This is a genomic window from Enterobacter sp. PL1 (genome assembly GCF_945957325.1).
Lineage (GTDB): Bacteria > Pseudomonadota > Gammaproteobacteria > Enterobacterales > Enterobacteriaceae > Enterobacter > Enterobacter roggenkampii.
In genome coordinates this window covers 25,749-47,609 of record NZ_CAMFKT010000027.1, presented here as the reverse complement: position 1 = coordinate 47,609, position 21,861 = coordinate 25,749, and the positions used below count along the sequence as shown (strand labels likewise).

Annotated in this window: 21 protein-coding genes and 1 pseudogene; 13 read left to right on the top strand and 9 right to left on the bottom strand. The window is 57.7% G+C overall.

Translation table 11 applies throughout. The annotated features are described in order from the left end of the window. Positions 1 to 66 precede the first annotated feature (66 nt). Positions 67 to 621 carry a recombinase family protein gene (locus tag N6P30_RS20300; protein ID WP_023277357.1) on the top strand — a complete coding sequence of 185 codons (555 nt, stop codon included), beginning with the start codon at positions 67 to 69 and terminating at the stop codon, positions 619 to 621. 61 nt (positions 622 to 682) lie between these two features. Here N6P30_RS20300 and N6P30_RS20295 read toward each other — a convergent pair. The 5 genes and pseudogenes from N6P30_RS20295 to hemC form a co-directional block, all read right to left on the bottom strand. Next, positions 683 to 1,378, bottom strand: a pseudogene (locus N6P30_RS20295) (MFS transporter); the annotation flags it as partial. Positions 1,379 to 1,550: 172 nt separating this feature from the next. After that, positions 1,551 to 2,750: a protoheme IX biogenesis protein HemY gene (gene hemY / locus N6P30_RS20290; protein WP_023293568.1), complete on the bottom strand. Its 1,200-nt coding sequence runs from the start codon at positions 2,748 to 2,750 to the stop codon at positions 1,551 to 1,553. 2 nt (positions 2,751 to 2,752) lie between these two features. Further along, complete coding sequence (hemX, locus tag N6P30_RS20285; RefSeq protein WP_023293567.1) at positions 2,753 to 3,949, bottom strand: uroporphyrinogen-III C-methyltransferase; 1,197 nt, start codon at positions 3,947 to 3,949, stop codon at positions 2,753 to 2,755. A 20-nt stretch (positions 3,950 to 3,969) separates the two neighbouring features. Further along, positions 3,970 to 4,710 carry a uroporphyrinogen-III synthase gene (hemD, locus tag N6P30_RS20280; protein ID WP_021242845.1) on the bottom strand — a complete coding sequence of 247 codons (741 nt, stop codon included), beginning with the start codon at positions 4,708 to 4,710 and terminating at the stop codon, positions 3,970 to 3,972. Beyond that, a complete protein-coding gene (gene hemC, locus N6P30_RS20275; RefSeq protein ID WP_032622927.1) occupies positions 4,707 to 5,648 on the bottom strand; it encodes a hydroxymethylbilane synthase in 942 nt (313 codons plus the stop codon). The genes hemD and hemC overlap by 4 nt, the downstream gene beginning before the upstream one ends. A gap of 349 nt (positions 5,649 to 5,997) precedes the next feature. On the opposite strand from hemC, the gene cyaA reads away from it, so the two are divergent. Then, complete coding sequence (gene cyaA, locus N6P30_RS20270) at positions 5,998 to 8,541, top strand: class I adenylate cyclase (RefSeq protein WP_008501547.1); 2,544 nt, start codon at positions 5,998 to 6,000, stop codon at positions 8,539 to 8,541. An 89-nt stretch (positions 8,542 to 8,630) separates the two neighbouring features. On the opposite strand, the gene cyaY is transcribed toward cyaA, so the two are convergent. Beyond that, the gene (gene cyaY, locus N6P30_RS20265) at positions 8,631 to 8,951 is read right to left on the bottom strand and encodes an iron donor protein CyaY (RefSeq protein ID WP_008501546.1); all 321 of its coding nucleotides are present in this window, start codon (positions 8,949 to 8,951) and stop codon (positions 8,631 to 8,633) included. Positions 8,952 to 9,086: 135 nt separating this feature from the next. Here cyaY and lptM point away from each other — a divergent pair, with 135 nt between their 5' ends. From lptM to corA, 8 genes are all read left to right on the top strand, one after another. Further along, the gene (gene lptM / locus N6P30_RS20260) at positions 9,087 to 9,290 is read left to right on the top strand and encodes an LPS translocon maturation chaperone LptM (protein ID WP_021242847.1); all 204 of its coding nucleotides are present in this window, start codon (positions 9,087 to 9,089) and stop codon (positions 9,288 to 9,290) included. A 35-nt stretch (positions 9,291 to 9,325) separates the two neighbouring features. Continuing rightward, a complete protein-coding gene (dapF, locus tag N6P30_RS20255) occupies positions 9,326 to 10,150 on the top strand; it encodes a diaminopimelate epimerase (protein WP_008501545.1) in 825 nt (274 codons plus the stop codon). Beyond that, positions 10,147 to 10,854, top strand: coding sequence for a DUF484 domain-containing protein (locus N6P30_RS20250; protein ID WP_008501544.1), 708 nt, complete (start codon positions 10,147 to 10,149; stop codon positions 10,852 to 10,854). Before dapF ends, N6P30_RS20250 begins: the two co-directional genes overlap by 4 nt. After that, complete coding sequence (xerC, locus tag N6P30_RS20245) at positions 10,851 to 11,753, top strand: tyrosine recombinase XerC (protein ID WP_023293566.1); 903 nt, start codon at positions 10,851 to 10,853, stop codon at positions 11,751 to 11,753. The genes N6P30_RS20250 and xerC overlap by 4 nt, the downstream gene beginning before the upstream one ends. Beyond that, on the top strand, positions 11,753 to 12,469 hold the full coding sequence (yigB, locus tag N6P30_RS20240) for a 5-amino-6-(5-phospho-D-ribitylamino)uracil phosphatase YigB (RefSeq protein WP_023293565.1): 717 nt from the start codon (positions 11,753 to 11,755) through the stop codon (positions 12,467 to 12,469). Before xerC ends, yigB begins: the two co-directional genes overlap by 1 nt. Positions 12,470 to 12,576: 107 nt before the next feature. Further along, a complete protein-coding gene (gene uvrD / locus N6P30_RS20235) occupies positions 12,577 to 14,739 on the top strand; it encodes a DNA helicase II (RefSeq protein ID WP_021242849.1) in 2,163 nt (720 codons plus the stop codon). A gap of 149 nt (positions 14,740 to 14,888) precedes the next feature. Then, entirely contained in the window at positions 14,889 to 14,945 is a 57-nt protein-coding gene (gene ysgD / locus N6P30_RS20230; protein ID WP_212743980.1) for a YsgD/CorL family protein, read from the top strand. A 150-nt stretch (positions 14,946 to 15,095) separates the two neighbouring features. Beyond that, the gene (corA, locus tag N6P30_RS20225; RefSeq protein WP_008501540.1) at positions 15,096 to 16,046 is read left to right on the top strand and encodes a magnesium/cobalt transporter CorA; all 951 of its coding nucleotides are present in this window, start codon (positions 15,096 to 15,098) and stop codon (positions 16,044 to 16,046) included. Positions 16,047 to 16,129: 83 nt separating this feature from the next. On the opposite strand, the gene rarD is transcribed toward corA, so the two are convergent. Then, positions 16,130 to 17,026, bottom strand: coding sequence for an EamA family transporter RarD (gene rarD / locus N6P30_RS20220; protein ID WP_008501539.1), 897 nt, complete (start codon positions 17,024 to 17,026; stop codon positions 16,130 to 16,132). A 51-nt stretch (positions 17,027 to 17,077) separates the two neighbouring features. Beyond that, positions 17,078 to 17,545: an acyl-CoA thioesterase YigI gene (gene yigI, locus N6P30_RS20215; protein WP_008501538.1), complete on the bottom strand. Its 468-nt coding sequence runs from the start codon at positions 17,543 to 17,545 to the stop codon at positions 17,078 to 17,080. A gap of 163 nt (positions 17,546 to 17,708) precedes the next feature. On the opposite strand from yigI, the gene pldA reads away from it, so the two are divergent. The 3 genes from pldA (at position 17,709) to rhtC (ending at position 21,180) form a co-directional block, all read left to right on the top strand. Continuing rightward, the gene (gene pldA, locus N6P30_RS20210) at positions 17,709 to 18,578 is read left to right on the top strand and encodes a phospholipase A (protein ID WP_008501537.1); all 870 of its coding nucleotides are present in this window, start codon (positions 17,709 to 17,711) and stop codon (positions 18,576 to 18,578) included. A 90-nt stretch (positions 18,579 to 18,668) separates the two neighbouring features. Next, on the top strand, positions 18,669 to 20,498 hold the full coding sequence (gene recQ / locus N6P30_RS20205; RefSeq protein ID WP_021242852.1) for an ATP-dependent DNA helicase RecQ: 1,830 nt from the start codon (positions 18,669 to 18,671) through the stop codon (positions 20,496 to 20,498). A gap of 61 nt (positions 20,499 to 20,559) precedes the next feature. Beyond that, a complete protein-coding gene (gene rhtC, locus N6P30_RS20200; RefSeq protein ID WP_010426287.1) occupies positions 20,560 to 21,180 on the top strand; it encodes a threonine export protein RhtC in 621 nt (206 codons plus the stop codon). Here the strand turns inward: rhtC and rhtB are convergent. Beyond that, positions 21,177 to 21,797 (bottom strand): homoserine/homoserine lactone efflux protein, encoded by a 621-nt coding sequence (gene rhtB / locus N6P30_RS20195; RefSeq protein WP_008501533.1) that lies wholly within the window; start codon positions 21,795 to 21,797, stop codon positions 21,177 to 21,179. The genes rhtC and rhtB overlap by 4 nt on opposite strands. Between the last annotated feature and the right edge of the window lie 64 nt (positions 21,798 to 21,861).

Below are 21,861 nucleotides of genomic sequence, written 5' to 3'. Positions count from 1 at the left end.
CGTTTCCGATAATGATCCTTAGTCGCTCAAATGGCATTATTCCCGCCATTTAAAGTGAGTTTAACCATGCTTATTGGCTATGTACGTGTATCAACAAATGACCAGAACACAGCATTACAGCGTAATGCGCTGGAATGTGCAGGATGTGAGCTGATTTTTGAAGACAAGATAAGCGGCAGAACCTCAGACAGACCTGGACTTAAACGAGTACTCAGAACGCTATCTGAAGGTGACACCCTCGTGGTCTGGAAGCTTGATCGCCTCGGACGCAGCATGCGTCATCTGGTTGGACTGGTGGAAGAACTACGCGAGCGAGGTATCAACTTTAAAAGTCTGACTGACAGCATAGATACTTCATCGCCAATGGGGCGCTTCTTCTTTCATGTTATGGGGGCATTGGCCGAGATGGAACGTGAACTGATTGTTGAACGTACACGTGCAGGTTTGGCTGCTGCGCGAGCTGAGGGGCGCGTGGGAGGTCGAAGACCTAAGTTAACACCTGAACAGTGGGCGCAGGTTGGAAGATTGTTAGCGGCTGGCGAAACTCGTCAGAGGGTGGCCCTAATTTATGACGTCGGAATCTCAACCCTGTACAAACGATTCCCAGCATCTGACATATAAATCACGATCACAAACGCGATCCAATGTTAGTTGTCAATGTGTCGCGTTTTGATTGGCGCGCGGCAGGCAGGATGAGCAGACTGCGTTTCTGCCGAACGGTCAACGTCCGCCAGCGTAATGCCGCAGGGGCTTCCTCTTCCTCGAGGGACGGGAGTGATGGCGCTGAAAACCGGCGTCCAGCCAGCCATAGCATGAGCAGTGACCCGAGAAAGCTGGCGGCATCAATGGCCAGCAGGGTAAATACGGATATCTTCTGAAACAGCATCACGCCCAGGCCGGTCCCCAGCAAAACCTGAGAAGCAAAAATCACATTTTCCAGACAGGTCGCAGCAGGCAGCTCCGCTTCGCTGAGACCGCGCTTGAAGAGCAACGTCAGCGCGGGCCAGCTCATCCCGCTGAGCAGCGCTTCGGTGGATTGCACGGCGAGTAACGCGGTAACGCTGTGATAACCCACACCAACCAGGGGAAAGAGCAGGGCGAGCAATCCCAGCGCCTCGGTCAGTATCAGCAGGGCGATCGGAGAACATCGGGAGCACAGCTTTTCGCCGATCGTACTTCCGATAAACCCCGGTACCGTAGCGAAAAGAAAAGCGAGGGTGAGCAGTGCGGGCGGGGCTGACCATGCTAACAGCAAGCCGAAGACCACGACCTGGGTTAAGCCATTCCCCAGCGAAGAAAAGATAAAAGCACAAGCAAGGAGGCGCAGCCATCGGTGGCAGCGCAGCGCTTCAATCAGCGCATACAGAAGCGAATTCATGACGATTTCCTTTCAAAAACGATTTAATCCACGCTGCAGAATGTGCGCGTGTGTGAGAAAAAGTTAATGAAAAGAGATCGTTACATTGGCGGGCTCGTTTGCGGATGCAGGTGTAAAGAATGTAGCAGCAGAAAGGCGATAAAAAAAGGAGGCCGTTTGGCCTCCTTTTTGTTTATTGTTGGGTACCGTTGTTTTGCAGGGTCAGCAACAGCCCGTCACGGCGCATGGCGGCGGCCTCTTCCGGCTTATGCTGCTTGTCCAGCGTATCGGCAAGCCAGGCGTAGTCGAAGGCGTCCGGACGCTGCTTCAGCGCTGCACGGAAGGCGAGGCTCGCCTCCTGCCATTCGCCGTGCTTCATCAACGACTGGCCGAGCGTGCTCCACAGCAGCGGTCGATCGCCGACGGTTTTAATCTGCTGACGCAGCACTTTTTCGATTTGCTCAGGATTGTTGGTTTTCAGGCGCGGGATCACCATCACCAGACGATCGTCGTACTGACGCTTCAGACCGTCGAGGAGGATCGCCTGAGCCGTGTCGTGATCGTCACACTCAATGAGATGTTCCGCCATCGCCACCTGCAGAGGAACCTGCTGACGCGTTTTACGGCTCTGATTCTTCCACCACGTTTTCAGACCGTCGCTGCCCAGGTCTGCGCGCGCCTGATCCATCAGGCCAATCCACGCCAGACGCTGAAGCTCATCACGATGTTCATCGTCGCCCACCTCGGCCTTCGCCATCGACGGAATGATGTCCAGCAGTGAGCCCCAGGCGCCGGTACGAATATAGGCCTGCTCGGCAAGGCGCAGCACTTCCGGATGACGCGGCGCGACTTCCAGCAGACGGTCGATGCCGTGGCGAGCCGCGTGATTCTCATTGCGTGCCAGCTGCAGACGAACGCGCGTGATTTCCACCGGAATCGGGTCGCCGTGAGCCAGCTCAGCCGCTCGCTCCAGATGCTGATTAGCGCGGGCTTCATCACCGCGCTGCTGCGCCGCTTCGGCCGCCAGCAGATAGTTCACCACCGGCTGTTCGGCATGGTCGGCGTTTTTCGACATCAGCTTTTCAACCTGCTGATAGTCACCCTCTGCGAGCTTAAGCAGCGCCTGCTCGGTCTGTTTACGGGCGCGACGGCGCTTACGGCCAACGAACCAGCCGCGGGTATGGGCACCGGTACGGAAAATACGGCGCAGGATCCACTCGATCGCAAACAGCACCACCACGCCAAGGATCAGAATGATCGTCAGACCCGTTACGCTGGTTTCAATGTTGTAGTTATCGGTCTGGATCAGGACATAACCCTGATGACCCGCAAGCATAGGCCCCAGGACGATCCCGGCGATCAGCAGGATAAAGAGTAAGAGGACTTTTAGCATCGTTACTCTCCCTGCGGTGCGCTTTCAGGCGCAGGAGTCGGAGCAGGTGCCGCTCCGCTCGCCTGCTCAGCCGGAACGCCCGGCTGCGCCAGCAGGTTACGCACGCGCGTCTGCATCAGTTTCTCCAGAATCGGCTGGCTGGTCAGCTTGTCCGGCACGTTCATGGTGATGTTCTGCTGGCTCAGCTTATCAATGTCTTCGAGGAAGGCGGTGGTCGTCGCATCATCGGTGTTGTAGTAAGCGCGTACCCACGTTGAGACGTTATCCAGCGCCTGTTTATAGGTCTCTTCCTGATGACGCGGCACGGCCTGGGCCGCCACCAGCAGGCGGGAACGAATGTTCTCGCGCAGATAGATGTCCTGGTTCGGCGCGAGCAGCGGTACGGCCGTTTCGTCGCGACGGCGGATAGTGATAAAGCTGTCCATAAAGTTCTGCCAGCTTTTCTGCAGGTTTATGCGCCATTCGCTCAGGGAGCTGGAAAGCTCGGTACCGTCGGAATCCATCGGGGAGTCGTCGTCGTTGTTATCCGCCAGCTGCAGGTTATCAATCTGATTCGACAGCTGATTCACTTTAAGGATAATGCCGTCGTAATCCACCTGCGAAACGGCGGAGAGGCTGGCGATGTCTTCGGTAATCGCGCGACGGGCGGTAATGAGGCTTGGGTCGTTCATGTCCGCCAGGCTTGCATCGGCGCTTTTCAGCAGCGCGGCGGCAGTGGTGACGTCCTGATCGCTCCAGAGCTTACGTCCGGCGAGCTTCACCAGGAAGTCAGCCTGCGAGAGCAGCCAGGTTTTGGCATCGGTGCCGGAAATCGTGGCGACTTTCTGCTGTACTTCACCCAGCTGTTTGGTCAGCTCTTCCTGTTTGCTGTTCGCTTCGGCAAGCGCGGCGGCCTGCTGCTTAATCACGGCTTCCAGCTCGGTTTTCTGCGTCTCCTGCTCTTTTTGCAGGGCAGTGAGCTGATTCACCAGCGCATCGCTGGTGGACGTCTGGTTAGCGCTCTGTTGCTTCACCAGCCCGTACAGGCCAACCCCCGCTGCCAGCGCAATGGCGATGGCAATCGCGCTCAGCGTGAGGCTTGTTTTGTTGCTGCCGTTTTTCTTCTCAGCGGTTTTCTCAGTCGTCTCTGGCTGTGGCGTCGTCTCCACAGTCTCCCTGGTCTCTTCAACCACGGCGGAGGATTTGTCGTGTTCCGTCATTATGGCTTCCCATTTGAGAGTTATTGTAATGCGCGCAGCAGCGCATCGTTGTCGGCGTTATCAGCGATCCGAATATCCTGCCAGCCCAGTTCCCGGGCCTGGTTCGCCAGACGCTCACTGACGACCAGAAGCCGACAGCGGAGTAACCAGTTTTCGCGATACCAAAGCGGTATCAGCGTCCAAAGCTGTTGTAACATTTCACCGCTGGTGACCACCAGTGTATTGATGCCTCGCGCGTGCCAGCGCATCGCCTCTTCCGCGCCATCGTAGTGTTTTGCACAGCGCTGATAGCACTCAACGAACGTCACGTTCGCACCACGTTCACGCAGCGTTTCGCCCAGCAGCTCGCGCCCCCCATTGCCGCGCAAAATGAGCGCACGCTTTCCGGCAACAGTTTGTAATTCAGGTAATTGTAGCAAGACTTCAGTGATTTCCCGATCTAACGGGTAACGAACGTCCGCGCCGCTTACGGTATGCAGCGCCAGTGCCGTTGTGCGGCCAATCGCGAAATAGCCGGGGGCGGTTGGCCAGGCCATGTCCTGCTGCTGCAGCTGTGCGTGGGCAAATTCCACGGCATGCTGCGACAGCGCAAACAGCAGGTCACCGTCCTGAAGGGTATTCATCTGGTCGGCGAGCGCAGAGAGCTCGCGACCGGGGGAGAATTCAATGAGCGGAAAACTCCAGGCCACCTGCCCCAGTGCGCGCAGACGGCTCACTAACTGCTCTCCTGCGGGAGAAGGGCGGGTGACGAGAATACTCATGCAGGGGGCTCTCCATTATATACGTCAGCCAGGATCTCGCGGGCGCCGTTATCCAGTAACTCTTCCGCCAGCGACACGCCAAGCTGCTCGGCATCTTGCGCGTTACCGCGACGTTCGCCGCGCACCATCTGCGAACCGTCCGGGGCGCCTACCAGCGCGCGCAGCCACAGTTCGCCATTCGTCAATTCAGCATAGCTGCCAATTGGCACCTGGCACCCGCCTTCGAGGCGGGTATTCATCGCCCGCTCCGCTTTTACGCGCGTAGCGGTTTCTTCATGATTCAGTGGGGCAAGCAGCTCGCGAGTACGCGCATCGTCCAGACGGCACTCGATGCCGACGGCACCCTGGCCAACAGCGGGCAGTGAGAGCTCTGGCGGCAGCGCTACGCGAATACGTTCTTCCAGCCCCAGACGCTTCAGGCCGGCAACGGCGAGAATAATGGCATCGTAATCGCCGTTATCCAGCTTGCCCAGACGCGTGCCGACGTTACCGCGCAGCGAGCGGATGATCAGGTCAGGACGACGCTCTGCCAGCTGACACTGACGGCGTAAACTCGACGTACCAACCACGCTACCCGCTGGCAGCGCGTCGAGCGAGTCATAGCGGTTAGAGACAAACGCATCGCGCGGGTCTTCGCGCTCGCAGATGGTCACTAGCCCCAGCCCTTCCGGGAACTCGACGGGCACATCTTTCATCGAATGTACGGCGATATCGGCGCGGTTCTCAAGCAATGCCAGTTCCAGTTCTTTGACAAACAGGCCCTTGCCGCCCACTTTCGCCAGCGGCGTATCGAGGATCACATCACCGCGCGTGACCATCGGCACCAGCTCGACGCGCAATCCACTGTGGCAGGCTTCCAGGCGCTGCTTCACATAATGTGCCTGCCAGAGCGCGAGAGGGCTTTGGCGTGTGGCAATTCTCAAAACATTGTCTAACATGCTTGTTACCGTCATTATCAATCGCTAACCATCCTAACATTGTTGACTCTGGGATGGCAGTTTTACGGTTGATGAAGAGTGAGAGGGACAAGGCGGCGTATTCGTCAGCCAGAGCCGTATTCAGGAATTTACACGTACAGAACGGTGCTACACTTGTATGTAGCGCATCTTTCTTTACGGTCAATCGGCAAGGTGTTAAATTGATCACGTTTTAGACCATTTTTTCGTCGGTACCACCAAAAATGATAAGGGCGAAAAAGGGTAACGGTTATCTTTTTGAAATACTGCGGGTCCGCTGTTAGTCGTGTTTTGAATAGCTGCGACACCCGGAAACATCAGGCGATACGTCTTGTACCTCTATATTGAGACTCTGAAACAGAGACTGGATGCCATAAATCAACTGCGTGTGGATCGCGCGCTTGCTGCTATGGGCCCTGCTTTCCAGCAGGTATACAGTCTGCTGCCGACATTATTGCACTATCACCACCCGCTGATGCCTGGCTACCTTGATGGTAACGTTCCCCAGGGCATTTGCCTTTTCACGCCTGATGAAACCCAACAGCATTATTTGAACGAGCTGGAACTCTACCGGGGCATGCCGCCACAGGAGTCCCCGAAAGGTGAACTGCCGATTACCGGCGTTTACTCTATGGGGAGCACCTCATCGGTAGGGCAAAGCTGTTCTTCTGACCTGGACATCTGGGTCTGTCATCAGTCCTGGCTCGATAACGAAGAGCGTCAGCTGCTTCAGCGTAAATGCAGCCTGCTGGAGAGCTGGGCGGCCTCGCTCGGCGTGGAAGTGAGCTTCTTCCTGATTGATGAAAACCGTTTCCGCCATAACGAAAGCGGCAGTCTGGGTGGTGAGGACTGCGGCTCGACCCAGCACATCTTATTGCTGGATGAATTCTACCGTACTGCCGTTCGTCTGGCCGGGAAACGTATTCTGTGGAATATGGTCCCGTGCGAAGAAGAAGAGCATTACGACGATTACGTCATGTCGCTTTATGCGCAGGGCGTACTGACGCCAAACGAATGGCTGGACCTCGGCGGTCTCAGCTCACTGTCTGCGGAAGAGTATTTCGGCGCAAGCCTCTGGCAGCTCTATAAGAGTATCGACTCACCGTACAAAGCGGTGCTCAAAACGCTGCTGCTTGAAGCCTACTCCTGGGAATACCCGACGCCGCGCCTGCTGGCGAAAGACATCAAGCAGCGCCTGCACGACGGGGAGATCGTCTCCTTCGGGCTCGACGCCTACTGCATGATGCTGGAGCGCGTAACCGAATACCTGAAAGCCATTGATGACACCACGCGTCTGGACCTGGTACGTCGATGTTTCTATCTCAAAGTCTGTGAGAAGTTGAGCCGCGAACGCGCCTGCGTGGGCTGGCGTCGTGAAGTGGTCAGCCAGTTAGTCAAAGAGTGGGGATGGGACGACGCGCGTCTGTCCATGCTCGACAACCGGGCCAACTGGAAAATCGATCAGGTGCGTGAAGCGCACAACGAACTGCTCGATGCAATGATGCAAAGCTACCGTAATCTGATCCGCTTTGCGCGCCGCAACAACCTCAGCGTTTCCGCCAGTCCGCAGGATATCGGGGTATTGACCCGTAAGCTGTACGCCGCGTTTGAAGCGCTGCCGGGTAAAGTCACGCTGGTTAACCCGCAGATTTCGCCTGACCTGTCAGAACCGAACCTGACCTTTATCTACGTGCCGCCGGGCCGCGCGAACCGCACCGGGTGGTATCTGTACAACCGTGCGCCAAGCATGGATTCCATCATCAGCCATCAGCCGCTGGAATATAACCGCTATCTGAACAAGCTGGTGGCATGGGCCTGGTTTAACGGCCTGCTGACCTCGCGCACGCGCCTGTTTATCAAAGGCAATGAAGTGGTCGATCTCGCTAAGCTGCAGGAGATGGTGGCGGATGTGTCGCACCACTTCCCGCTGCGTCTGCCTGCGCCGACGCCAAAAGCGCTCTACAGCCCGTGTGAGATTCGCCATCTGGCGATCATCGTCAACCTGGAATACGACCCGACGGCGGCCTTCCGCAATCAGGTGGTCCATTTTGACTTCCGCAAGCTGGACGTCTTTAGCTTTGGCGAGCAGCAAAACTGCCTGGTGGGCAGCGTGGACCTGCTGTACCGCAACTCGTGGAACGAAGTGCGTACCCTGCACTTCAACGGCGAGCAGGCGATGATCGAAGCGCTGAAAACCATTCTTGGCAAGATGCACCAGGATGCCGCGCCGCCGGACAGCGTGGAAGTGTTCTGCTACAGCCAGCACCTGCGCGGGTTGATTCGTACCCGCGTGCAGCAGCTGGTCTCCGAGTGTATCGAGCTGCGTCTCTCCAGTACCCGTCAGGAAACCGGGCGCTTTAAAGCGCTGCGCGTCTCCGGCCAGACCTGGGGCCTGTTCTTTGAACGTCTCAACGTGTCGGTACAGAAGCTGGAAAACGCCATTGAATTCTACGGCGCGATTTCGCATAACAAGCTGCATGGCCTGTCGGTGCAGGTGGAAACCAACCACGTTAAGCTCCCGCAGGTGGTGGACGGCTTTGCCAGTGAAGGGATTATTCAGTTCTTCTTTGAAGAGTCGGGCGACGATGCCGGGTTCAACATCTACATTCTGGATGAGACCAACCGCGCCGAGGTGTATCACCATTGTGAAGGCAGTAAAGAGGAGCTGGTGCGCGACGTCAGCCGCTTCTACTCCTCTTCGCATGACCGCTTTACCTACGGCTCAAGCTTTATCAACTTTAACCTGCCGCAGTTCTACCAGATTGTGAACGTCGATGGCCGTGCACAGGTGATCCCGTTCCGCACTCAGGCCGTCACGCCTGCCGCGCCTGCCAATCAGGACACCGCGCCGCTGTTGCAGCAGTATTTCTCCTGAGCCTTTTCGCCGGGTGGCTAATGCTTACCCGGCCTACGGTTCGAGCCGTTGTAGGCCCGGTAAGGCGCAGCCGCCACCGGGCAACAAAACTACCTGAAACGCACTTCCTCACCCGCCTGCGCGGTCGCGGCCTGTTCCAGCAGATCCCAGAACGGTACGCCGCTACGGTCGCACACCCACTCATCACCCTTCAGATCGAAGTGATAGCCGCCCTGTTTGGCCGCCAGCCACACCTGGTGAAGCGGCTCCTGACGGTTAATAATAATTTTGCTGCCATTTTCGAAGCTCAGGGTCAGAATACCGCCGTTGATTTCACAATCGATATCGCTGTCGCCGTCCCAGTCGTCAAGACGCTCTTCGATGGTCATCCACAGGTTGTCGGCAAGGCGATGGAATTCACTGTCGTTCATGGTTTTGTTCCTGTTTTTCGTGATGCCGGCAGTATAACCCTAAATAATTCCCGTTGCAGGAAAGCGGCAAACTCTTGCTTTTGTGTCTTCTCCTGCGATGATAGAAACAGATTTGAACTTACGGGCAACTTTATAATGAAAAACGCTTTCCGAACGCTTGCCGTTCTCATCACGCTGTTTAGCCTGACTGGCTGCGGACTGAAGGGACCACTGTACTTTCCGCCTGCGGATAAAACCGCACCACCGCCGACGAAACCGGTTAACAGCGGCATTGAGTCTTCCACGCCAGATACTAACGACCGTGGCGACAACGGCGGCCCGACTCAGGTTAATCTCTGACGACAACGTTCTGTACCCGCGCAATGGAGCAAATGATGCAGTTCTCTAAAATGCATGGCCTTGGCAACGATTTTATGGTCGTCGACGCGGTAACGCAGAATGTGTTTTTCTCACCGGAACTGATCCGTCGTCTGGCGGATCGGCATCTGGGCGTGGGGTTCGATCAGCTGCTGGTGGTTGAGCCGCCGTACGATCCCGACCTCGATTTCCACTACCGTATTTTTAACGCGGACGGCAGCGAAGTGAACCAGTGCGGCAACGGCGCGCGCTGTTTCGCCCGCTTTGTCCGCCTGAAAGGGCTGACTAACAAGCGTGATATTCGCGTCAGCACGGCCAATGGTCGCATGGTGCTCAGCGTCACGGATGATGAGCTGGTGCGCGTGAACATGGGCGAGCCTAACTTCGAGCCTTCCGTCGTGCCGTTTCGCGCAAACAAAGCGGAAAAGACCTATATTATGCGGGCGGCCGAGCAGACAGTATTGTGCGGCGTCGTCTCTATGGGTAACCCACACTGCGTGATCCAGGTTGATGATGTGGAAACCGCGGCGGTCGAAACGCTCGGCCCGGTGCTGGAAAGCCACGAACGTTTCCCGGAGCGCGCGAACATCGGTTTTATGCAGGTGGTGAAGCGCGAGCACATTCGTCTGCGGGTTTACGAGCGTGGTGCGGGCGAGACGCAGGCCTGCGGAAGCGGAGCCTGTGCGGCAGTGGCCGTGGGCATCTCCCAGGGGTTACTGGCTGAAGAGGTTCGCGTGGAATTACCGGGCGGTCGGCTTGATATCGCCTGGAAAGGACCGGGTCATCCACTGTATATGACGGGCCCGGCGGCACATGTCTATGACGGGTTTATCCATCTATGAAACAACCAGGGGAAGAACTGCAGGAAACAGTGACGGAACTGGACGACAGAGCTGTTGTTGATTATCTGCTGCGCAATCCTGAGTTTTTTATTCGCAATGCACGCGTCGTCGAAGAGATGCGCGTGCCGCATCCGGTTCGCGGAACCGTGTCGCTGGTGGAATGGCACATGGCGCGCGCGCGCAACCACATCAGCCAGCTTGAAGAGAACATGACGCTGCTGATGGAGCAGGCCAGCACCAATGAAAGCCTGTTCTATCGTCTGCTGCATCTGCAGGCGCGTCTGGCGTCGGCGCACAGTCTTGACGAGTTCCTCAGCCGCTTCCACCGCTGGGCCCGCGAGCTGGGGCTGGCGGGTGCAACGATTCGTCTTTTCCCTGACCGCTGGCGCATCGGCGCACCGTCGGGATTTACCCATCTGGCACTGAGCCGTCAGGCGTTTGAACCGCTGCGCATTCAGCGTCTGGGCCATGAGCACCACTATCTGGGGCCGCTTAACGGACCTGAGCTGCTGGTGGTGTTACCGGAGGCCAAAGCGATTGGCTCGGTGGCGATGTCGCTGATGGGGCGCGATGGCGATCTGGGCGTCATCTTATTTACCAGCCGCGACGCGCATCACTATGAGCAGGGGCAAGCCACGCACCTGCTGCAGGAGATCGCCCTGATGCTGCCTGAGCTGCTGGAGCGCTGGATTGAGCGCGTATGACGGACGGACTGCTCGCCACTGACGTCTCACGCTTTCTGCGCTATCTCGGCGTGGAACGTCAGCTTAGCCCCATTACGCTGCTTAACTATCAGCGTCAGCTTGATGCCATCATGCAGATCGCCGACGAGATCGGCCTGAAAAGCTGGCAACAATGTGATGCTGCGACGGTACGCGCGTTCGTCGTGCGTAGCCGCAAAAAAAATCTCAGCCCGGCAAGCCTGGCGCTCAGGCTCTCTGCGCTGCGCAGCTTCTTCGACTGGCTGGTCAGCCAGGGGGGCTTAAAAGCCAACCCGGCAAAAGGGATCGCCACGCCGAAAGCGCCGCGCCATCTGCCTAAAAATATTGACGTTGACGACGTAAACCGTCTGCTGGATATCGATCTGAACGATCCGCTGGCCGTCCGCGATCGCGCGATGCTGGAGGTGATGTACGGTGCCGGGCTGCGTCTGTCTGAACTCGTCAACCTCGACCTGAAGCATCTCGATCTGGAATCGGGCGAAGTGTGGGTAATGGGTAAGGGCAGCAAAGAGCGCCGCCTGCCGATTGGCCGCAATGCGGTTTCCTGGATTGAGCACTGGCTTGACCTGCGCGGGCTGTTTGGCTCCGACGAAGATGCGCTGTTCCTGTCGAAACTCGGCAAGCGGATCTCGGCGCGTAACGTGCAGAAGCGCTTTGCGGAGTGGGGCATTAAGCAGGGGCTAAACAGCCACGTGCATCCGCACAAGCTGCGCCACTCCTTTGCAACACACATGCTTGAGTCAAGCGGCGATCTGCGCGGCGTGCAGGAACTGCTTGGCCACGCGAACCTGTCGACCACACAAATTTATACCCACTTAGACTTCCAACACCTTGCCTCGGTGTATGACGCGGCGCATCCACGCGCCAAACGGGGGAAATAATGCGTTTTTACCGCCCACTCGGTCAGATCTCAGCCCTGACGTTTGACCTTGATGACACTCTTTATGACAACCGCGAGGTGATCCTGCGTACCGAGCAGGAGTCGCTGGCGTTTGTGCAGAACTATCATCCCGCGCTGAAGACGATGCAGAACAAGGACTTCCAGAAGCTGCGTCAGTCCCTGCGGGAGACCGAGCCGGACATTTACCACGACGTGACCGAATGGCGTCGTCGCGCGGTTGAGCAGGCGATGCTGAATGTAGGCCTGAGTGCGCAGGATGCCGCGATTGGGGCGGAAGCGGCCATGGAAAACTTCGCCAAATGGCGCAGCCGTATCGACGTGCCGCAGGAAACCCACGACACGCTGGCGACGCTTGCCGAAAAGTGGCCGCTGGTGGCCATCACCAACGGCAATGCCCAGCCGGAGCTGTTCGGCCTCAGCGATTACTTTGAATTCGTGCTGCGTGCGGGTCCTCACGGGCGCGCGAAGCCGTTCAGCGACATGTACCATCTGGCGGCGGATAAGCTTAACCTGCCGCTGGGTAAGATCCTGCACGTGGGGGATGACCTGACCACAGACGTGGCGGGCGCCATCCGCTGCGGCATGCAGGCCTGCTGGATCAAGCCGGAAAATGCTGACCTGATGATCGCCTCCGATAGCCGTCTTCTGCCGCACGTGGAAATTTCGCGGTTGGCATCCCTCACGACGCTGATATAATCACCAGTAATATTGTATAAATTACCAGGGTTTTGCTGTTGTAGGCCCGGTAAGCGAAGCGCCACCGGGCGTTTTGCTCTGTTCCTGAATACTATGTGACGGTGCCAATGGACGTTTCTTACCTGCTCGACAGCCTTAATGACAAACAGCGTGATGCGGTTGCCGCCTCGCGCACCAACCTGCTGGTGCTGGCTGGTGCGGGCAGTGGTAAGACGCGCGTGCTGGTTCACCGTATCGCCTGGCTGCAGAGCGTGGAAAACTGCTCGCCGTACTCCATCATGGCGGTCACGTTCACCAACAAGGCGGCGGCGGAGATGCGCCACCGCATCGCGCAGCTGATGGGCACCAGCCAGGGCGGCATGTGGGTTGGCACCTTCCACGGTCTGGCGCACCGCCTGTTGCGTGCGCACCACATGGACGCCAACCTGCCGCAGGATTTCCAGATCCTCGACAGCGAAGACCAGCTCCGTCTGCTGAAGCGCCTGATCAAGGCGATGAACCTCGACGAGAAGCAGTGGCCGCCGCGTCAGGCGATGTGGTACATCAACGGCCAGAAAGACGAAGGGCTGCGCCCGCACCACATTCAGAGCTTCGGCAACCCGGTCGAGCAGACCTGGCAGAACGTCTACAAGGCCTATCAGGAAGCGTGCGATCGCGCCGGCCTGGTGGATTTTGCCGAGCTGCTGCTGCGCGCTCACGAGCTGTGGCTCAACAAGCCGCACATCCTGCAGCACTACCGTGAACGCTTCACCAACATTCTGGTGGACGAATTCCAGGATACCAACAACATCCAGTACGCGTGGATCCGCCTGCTGGCCGGTGATACCGGCAAGGTGATGATCGTGGGCGATGACGATCAGTCCATCTACGGCTGGCGAGGCGCGCAGGTGGAGAACATTCAGCGCTTCCTTAACGACTTCCCCGGCGCCGAAACCATCCGTCTGGAGCAGAACTACCGCTCGACCAGCAACATTCTGAGCGCGGCTAACGCCCTGATTGAAAACAACAACGGGCGTCTGGGTAAAAAACTGTGGACCGACGGCGTCGACGGCGAACCGATTTCGATTTACTGCGCCTTCAACGAGCTCGACGAAGCGCGCTTCGTGGTCAACCGCATCAAAACCTGGCAGGACAACGGCGGCGCGCTGGAGCAGTGTGCCATTCTCTATCGCAGCAACGCCCAGTCGCGCGTGCTGGAAGAGGCGCTGCTGCAGGTGGGGATGCCGTACCGCATTTACGGCGGTATGCGCTTCTTCGAACGTCAGGAAATTAAAGATGCGCTCTCGTATCTGCGCCTCATTGCGAACCGTAACGACGACGCGGCGTTTGAACGCGTGGTCAACACGCCGACCCGCGGGATTGGCGACCGTACGCTGGACGTGGTGCGTCAGGCCTCGCGCGACCGCCAGCTGACGCTGTGGCAGGCGTGCCGCGAGCTGCTGCAGGAAAAGGCCCTTGCCGGACGCGCGGCCAGCGCCCTGCAGCGCTTCCTTGAGCTGATTGACGCCCTGGCGCAGGAAACCGCCGACATGCCGCTGCACGTGCAGACCGACCGGGTGATTAAAGACTCGGGCCTGCGCACCATGTACGAGCAGGAAAAAGGCGAGAAGGGCCAGACCCGTATTGAGAACTTAGAGGAACTGGTCACGGCAACGCGCCAGTTCAGCTACAACGAAGAAGACGAGGACCTGATGCCGCTGCAGGCGTTCCTCTCCCACGCCGCGCTGGAGGCGGGCGAAGGGCAGGCGGACACCTGGCAGGATGCGGTTCAGCTCATGACGCTGCACTCCGCCAAAGGTCTGGAGTTCCCGCAGGTGTTTATCGTCGGGATGGAAGAGGGGATGTTCCCGAGCCAGATGTCGCTGGATGAAGGCGGACGTCTGGAAGAGGAGCGTCGTCTGGCCTACGTGGGCGTGACGCGTGCGATGCAGAAGCTGACGCTGACCTACGCTGAAACCCGACGTCTCTATGGTAAAGAGGTCTACCACCGTCCGTCGCGCTTTATCGGTGAACTGCCGGAAGAGTGTGTCGAAGAGGTACGTCTGCGGGCGAGCATCAGCCGTCCGGTCAGCCATCAGCGCATGGGCTCGCCGATTGCGGAAACCGACACCGGCTACAAGCTGGGCCAGCGCGTGCGCCATTCGAAGTTTGGCGAAGGCACCATTGTGAATCTGGAAGGCAGCGGCGAGCACAGCCGCCTGCAGGTGGCGTTCCAGGGGCAGGGGATCAAATGGCTGGTGGCCGCCTACGCGAAGCTGGAAACAGTCTAACTTTCAGAAAAATATCATTATTTTGTAATAATCTGCTAGCCTTATACGTTGAAGGTCAATTAATGCCCTTCAGCGTTTCGTTGCGTGTTGACGCCACAGTTATAGCTGGCGTAACATGCGCGCACGATTACGCTAAGAGGACATTCGCCTTGGACACACCCAGTAGATACTGGCTCAATTCCCTGTCATCCAGGAACAACTCCTAAGGCTATCTCCTCTTGCTGATGGCCTTAGTGGTTGTCAGCGACTGCATTTTTCCCGTCGCGCTGAGTCAGGCTGTTTAATGGTCTGAAACCCAATTTGTTTCTGTGTGCCCACCGAACTGTCCGATATTTTTTGCATTGGGAGTCCCGGTCATGTTGAGCGCATTTCAACTCGAAAATAACCGACTGACTCGGCTTGAAGCCGAAGAGTCACAGCCCCTCATTGATGCCGTATGGGTGGATCTGGTCGAGCCGGACGACGATGAGCGCCTTCGCGTACAATCTGAGCTGGGGCAAAGCCTGGCAACGCGCCCGGAACTTGAAGACATCGAAGCATCCGCCCGTTTTTTTGAAGACGAAGACGGCCTGCACATTCACTCCTTCTTCTTCTTCGAAGATGCCGAAGACCACGCGGGCAACTCAACCGTGGCATTTACCATTCGCGACGGCCGCCTGTTTACCCTGCGCGAGCGCGAGCTACCGGCATTCCGCCTCTACCGCATGCGTGCCCGCAGCCAGGCGATGGTGGACGGCAACGCCTATGAGCTGCTGCTCGATCTGTTCGAGACCAAAATTGAACAGCTGGCGGATGAAATTGAAAACATCTACAGCGATCTGGAAAAGCTGAGCCGCGTGATCATGGAAGGCCATCAGGGCGATGAGTACGACGAAGCGCTCTCCACGCTGGCGGAGCTGGAAGATATCGGCTGGAAGGTGCGCTTGTGTCTGATGGATACCCAGCGCGCGCTGAACTTCCTGGTGCGCAAGGCGCGTCTGCCGGGCGGTCAGCTGGAGCAGGCGCGTGAGATCCTGCGCGATATCGAATCCCTGCTGCCGCACAACGAATCCCTGTTCCAGAAGGTCAACTTCCTGATGCAGGCGGCGATGGGCTTTATCAACATCGAGCAGAACCGCATCATTAAGATCTTCTCGGTGGTGTCCGTGGTGTTCCTGCCGCCGACGCTGGTGGCGTCCAGCTACGGGATGAACTTCGAGTTTATGCCTGAGCTGAAGTGGAGCTTTGGCTACCCGGGGGCGATTATCTTTATGATCCTCGCCGGGCTGGCGCCGTATCTCTACTTTAAGCGTCGTAACTGGCTTTGAGAATCCGCCCGGTGGCGCTACGCTTACCGGGCCTACAGATCTTGTAGGCCGGATAAGGCGCAGCCGCCATCCGGCAAAAAGGCCTACAGCCCTTTGCGCCCCCTGCGCTGGGTATAAATCGCATCCGCAACAAAGATCGCCAATGCCACCCAGATAAAGGCGAACGTCACCATCTTATCCGCACCCGGCACTTCGCCGTAAAAGACCACTGCCAGCAGGAACATCAGCGTTGGGCCAATGTACTGGAAGAAGCCCAGCGTGGAGAGACGCAGGCGCGTCGCTGCACCGGTGAAGCACAGCAGTGGAATGGTGGTTACCACGCCCGCCGCCATCAGCATCAGGTTCAGCGACCACGGATTGCTGCCCATGTGGCTCGTTGGGCTGTCGGCGATGCCAAAGAGATAAATCGCCGCCACCGGCAGCAGCCACAGGGTTTCAAACAGCATCCCCGTCTGCGCTTCCACCGCAATCTTCTTACGCACCAGGCCGTAGAAGGCAAAGCTGAACGCCAGACCGAGGGCGATAATTGGCAGCGAGCCGAACGTCCACAGCTGTACCAGCACGCCGCAGAAGGCCAGAATCACCGCCACCCACTGCATCCGGCGGAAGCGCTCACCGAGGAAAATCATCCCCAGCACGATGTTCACCAGCGGGTTAATGAAGTACCCCAGACTCGCTTCGAGCATGTGATGGTTATTCACTGCCCAGATAAACAGCAGCCAGTTACCGCCAATCAGCACGGCAGAGAGCGCCAGCAGGAAGATCTTCTTCGGGGTCTGCAGCAGCGTTTTGACGCCCGACCACTGACGGCTGAGGCTCATCAGCGCAATCATAAAGAAGAAAGACCAGATGACGCGGTGAGTGAGGATCTCATCAGCCGGAACGTAGGCGATTAGCTTGAAGTACGCCGGGGCGATACCCCAAATAAAATAAGCGGCAAGGGCGAGTAAAACGCCCTGCCGCGTCTGTTTAGCATCCATCGGGAAAATCCGTTACAAAAAAGTGAATCAATTTTACCCGATTTTGCCGCCTCAACCCACCATATAAGTGGCGGTTGCGCTGGCGATATAAACCTGTTCTTCGTTGTGTAATTCCACGCGCGCCACGGCAACTTTATTCCCGGCGCGCAGCAGGCTGCTGGTACAGGTGAAGCGGTTTCCGCGCCCCGGGCGAAGATAGTCGACGCGCAAATCAATGGTGCCCATGCGCGCCAGACGCTGGCGAAGTTCGTCTTCGTTGATGGTGTCATGGCGCGTCAGCGTACTGCCCACGCAGACCAGTCCTGCCGCCACGTCCAGCGCGGAGGCAATCACGCCGCCGTGTAAAATACTTTGCGCCCAGTTCCCGACCATCATCGGCTGGTTATTGAAACTCAGCTGGGCAAAGTCTTTCTCGTAACGCTCCAGCTCCAGTCCCAGCGCACGGTTAAACGGCATATGGTAAACAAATATCTCGCCCACGAGTTTTAACACTTCTTCGGCGGTAAGCATGGCTGACATGAGGCATCACATCCTTATTGTTAACGAAATGTTGATTTTATGCCTCAGCAACAAGGAATGCTACTTTCAGAAACGAGGATGCAGCAGTTGTCTCAGAAGTCTGTAGAATGTTCGCCACATAACTATTCAGGTAATTTTACTCTTTTGCAGGAGAACACCACCGATGCGGACGTATCTGGCCTGGTTACTGGCGGCGATTTCGCTGCCCCTCACAGCCTATGCGCAGGAAGCGACAATTAAAGAGGTGCATGATAAGCCTGCCGTGCACGGTAGCATTATCGCGAACCTTCTTCAGGAGCATGACAATCCGTTCACGCTCTATCCGTACGACACCAACTACGTGATTTACACCCAGACCAGCGACCTCAACAAAGAGGCGATAAGCTCCTATAACTGGTCTGATAATGCGCGTAAAGATGAGGTGAAGTTCCAGCTCAGCCTCGCGTTCCCGTTCTGGCGCGGCATTCTGGGGCCGAACTCGGTGCTCGGTGCGTCTTACACGCAGAAGTCCTGGTGGCAGCTCTCTAACAGCGGGGAATCCTCGCCGTTCCGCGAAACCAACTACGAGCCGCAGCTGTTCCTCGGCTTCGCAACGGATTATGAATTCGCCGGCTGGACGCTGCGTGACGTCGAAGTGGGCTTTAACCATGATTCTAACGGCCGTTCCGATCCGACTTCCCGTAGCTGGAACCGCGCCTATACGCGCCTGATGGCGCAGAACGGTAACTGGATGGTGGAGGTGAAGCCGTGGTATGTGGTCGGCAGCACTGATGACAACCCGGACATCACCAAATACATGGGCTACTACCAGCTCAAAGTCGGCTATCAGCTGGGCGATGCCGTACTGAGCGCGAAGGGGCAGTATAACTGGAATACCGGTTACGGCGGCGCGGAAGTGGGCTTAAGCTATCCTATGACGAAGCACGTTCGCATCTATACGCAGGTCTACAGCGGTTACGGCGAGTCGCTTATCGATTACAACTTCAACCAGACCCGCGTCGGCGTGGGCGTGATGCTGAACGATATTCTCTAGGTTGCTCGAATGTTTTTGCGTTAAACGTTGAAGTTTCTCTCTCAGGCGCTGAAAATAGCGCCTGTTTTATTTTTCGCATATGGGGTTAATGTGGCGCAGGCGGAAGTATTGAATCAGGAGTCGCTGGCTAAACAGGTTTTGCATGAAACCTTTGGCTACCAGCAGTTCCGCCCTGGCCAGGAAACCATCATTGAAACGGTGCTGCAAGGCCGTGACTGCCTGGTGGTGATGCCGACCGGCGGCGGTAAGTCCCTCTGTTATCAGGTGCCCGCGCTGGTGCTCAACGGCCTGACGGTCGTGGTATCCCCGCTCATTTCGCTAATGAAAGACCAGGTTGACCAGCTGCTCGCCAACGGCGTCGCGGCGGCCTGTCTGAACTCGACGCAAACCCGGGAGCAGCAGCAAGAGGTGATGGCCGGGTGCCGCACCGGGCAGATCCGCCTGCTGTATATCGCGCCGGAACGCCTGATGCTGGATAACTTCCTCGACCATCTCGCGCACTGGAATCCGGTTCTGCTGGCGGTGGATGAAGCGCACTGTATCTCCCAGTGGGGACACGATTTCCGCCCGGAATACGCCGCCCTCGGCCAGCTGCGTCAGCGCTTCCCCGAGCTGCCGTTTATGGCACTTACCGCCACGGCGGATGACACCACGCGCCTGGATATCGTTCGCCTGCTGGGGCTGAACGACCCGTATATTCAGGTCAGCAGCTTCGACCGTCCGAACATCCGCTACATGCTGATGGAAAAATTCAAGCCGCTGGATCAGCTCCTGCGCTACGTCCAGGAGCAGCGCGGCAAGTCCGGCATCATCTACTGCAACAGCCGCGCAAAGGTGGAAGACACCGCTGCGCGTCTGCAAAACCGTGGCTTTAGCGCGGCGGCATACCATGCCGGGTTAGAGAACCACATCCGCGCCGACGTGCAGGAAAAATTCCAGCGCGACGACCTGCAAATCGTCGTCGCGACGGTGGCGTTCGGGATGGGGATCAACAAGCCCAACGTGCGCTTTGTGGTGCACTTCGACATTCCGCGCAATATCGAATCCTACTATCAGGAAACCGGTCGCGCCGGGCGTGACGGTCTGCCTGCAGAAGCGATGCTGTTTTACGATCCGGCCGATATGGCGTGGCTGCGTCGCTGTCTGGAAGAGAAGCCGCAGGGCCAGTTGCAGGATATCGAGCGCCACAAGCTCAACGCGATGGGCGCGTTTGCCGAAGCGCAAACCTGCCGTCGTCTGGTGCTGCTCAACTACTTTGGCGAAGGGCGACAGGAGCCGTGCGGCAACTGCGATATCTGCCTGGACCCCCCGAAACAGTACGATGGCCTGATGGACGCGCGTAAGGCGCTCTCGACCATTTACCGCGTGAACCAGCGCTTCGGGATGGGCTACGTGGTGGAAGTGCTGCGCGGTGCCAATAACCAGCGTATCCGCGACATGGGCCACGACAAGCTGCCTGTCTACGGTATTGGCAAGGACCAGAGCCACGAGCACTGGGTCAGCATCATTCGTCAGCTGATCCACCTCGGCTTTGCCACGCAGAACATTGCTCAGCACTCCGCGCTACAGCTGACCGAAGCGGCGCGTCCGGTGCTGCGCGGTGACGTTGAACTGAAGCTCGCCGTGCCGCGCGTGGTCGCCCTCAAGCCGCGCGTAATGCAGAAATCCTACGGCGGCAACTACGACCGCAAGCTGTTCGCCAAACTGCGCAAGCTGCGTAAGGCCATCGCTGATGAAGAGAACATCCCGCCTTACGTGGTGTTCAACGACGCGACGCTCATTGAGATGGCCGAGCAGATGCCGCTCAGCGCCAGCGAAATGCTCAGCGTCAACGGCGTCGGTACGCGCAAGCTGGAGCGCTTCGGTAAAGAGTTTATGGCGCTCATCCGTTCCCACGTTGATGGTGATGATGAGGAGTAGTCAGCCGGGCGAAAAAGTGCCAGGATGATGACTCACTGAATTATTTCCCCGCGAGCTAATTATGTTAATGCTATTTCTCACCGTGGCGTTAGTGCACATCGTTGCGCTGATGAGCCCGGGACCTGACTTTTTCTTCGTGTCGCAAACGGCCGTCAGCCGCTCCCGCAAGGAGGCGATGATGGGTGTGCTCGGTATCACCATGGGCGTTATGGTCTGGGCGGCGGTTGCGCTGCTCGGTCTGAACCTGATCCTGGCGAAGATGGCCTGGCTGCATAACATCATTATGGTCGGCGGCGGGCTGTACCTGTGCTGGATGGGCTACCAGATGCTGCGCGGGGCGCTGAAAAAAGAAGAGAAAAAACCGGAAGAGCCAAAGGTCGAGCTGGCAACGGGCGGCCGCAGCTTTGTAAAAGGGCTGCTGACCAACCTGGCGAACCCGAAAGCGATTATCTATTTCGGCTCCGTGTTCTCGCTGTTTGTGGGAGATAGCGTCGGTGCGGGCGCACGCTGGGGCATCTTCCTGCTGATCGTCGTTGAAACCTTTGCCTGGTTTACCATCGTGGCCAGTCTGTTCGCCTTACCGGCGATGCGCCGCGGCTACCAGCGTATTGCGAAGTGGATCGACGGCTTCGCCGGCGCGCTGTTCGCCGGCTTCGGCATTCATCTCATCATTTCTCGCTAAGCATGACGCGCTGACGCAAGCAGCGCGCCAACCAGCATAAACAGCGAACCAAAGACTTTATTCAGGGCCTTCATCTGCTTAGGCCCTTTAATCCACGCCGCAATCCGCTGCGCCAGCGTCGCGTAACCAATCATGACGATAATATCGACGATAATGGTGGTCGCGCCCAGCACTACGTACTGCATCACCTGCGGCTGATGCGGCACGATAAACTGCGGGAACAGCGCGGCGAGGAAAACGATGCTCTTCGGGTTGGTCAGGTTGACGAAAACCGCACGCTTAAACAGATGACCGCGGTTTTGCGTCTGAGCGAGCGTATTCAGGTTAATGGAGCCTGCCGCGCGCCACTGCTGGATGCCGAGCCAAATCAGATAGGCCGCCCCGGCCCATTTCAGCACTTCAAAGGCCAGTACGGAGCGGGAGAACAGGGTGCCCAGACCAATCCCGACCAGCACGATATGAATGCCCAGCCCGGTCTGCAAACCGGCAATGGACGCCGCCGCGCCGCGATAGCCGTGGTTGATGGAGGTGGTCATGGTGTTAATGGCGCCCGAGCCCGGTGAAAGGCTAAGGATGATGGATGTCAGCAGGTAAGCGAACCACCACTCGAAGGTCATTTGAAACTCCCGAATTGTCTGTTTTTATGCCACAATACGCTATTGTTGAGTCATTTTGTGACCG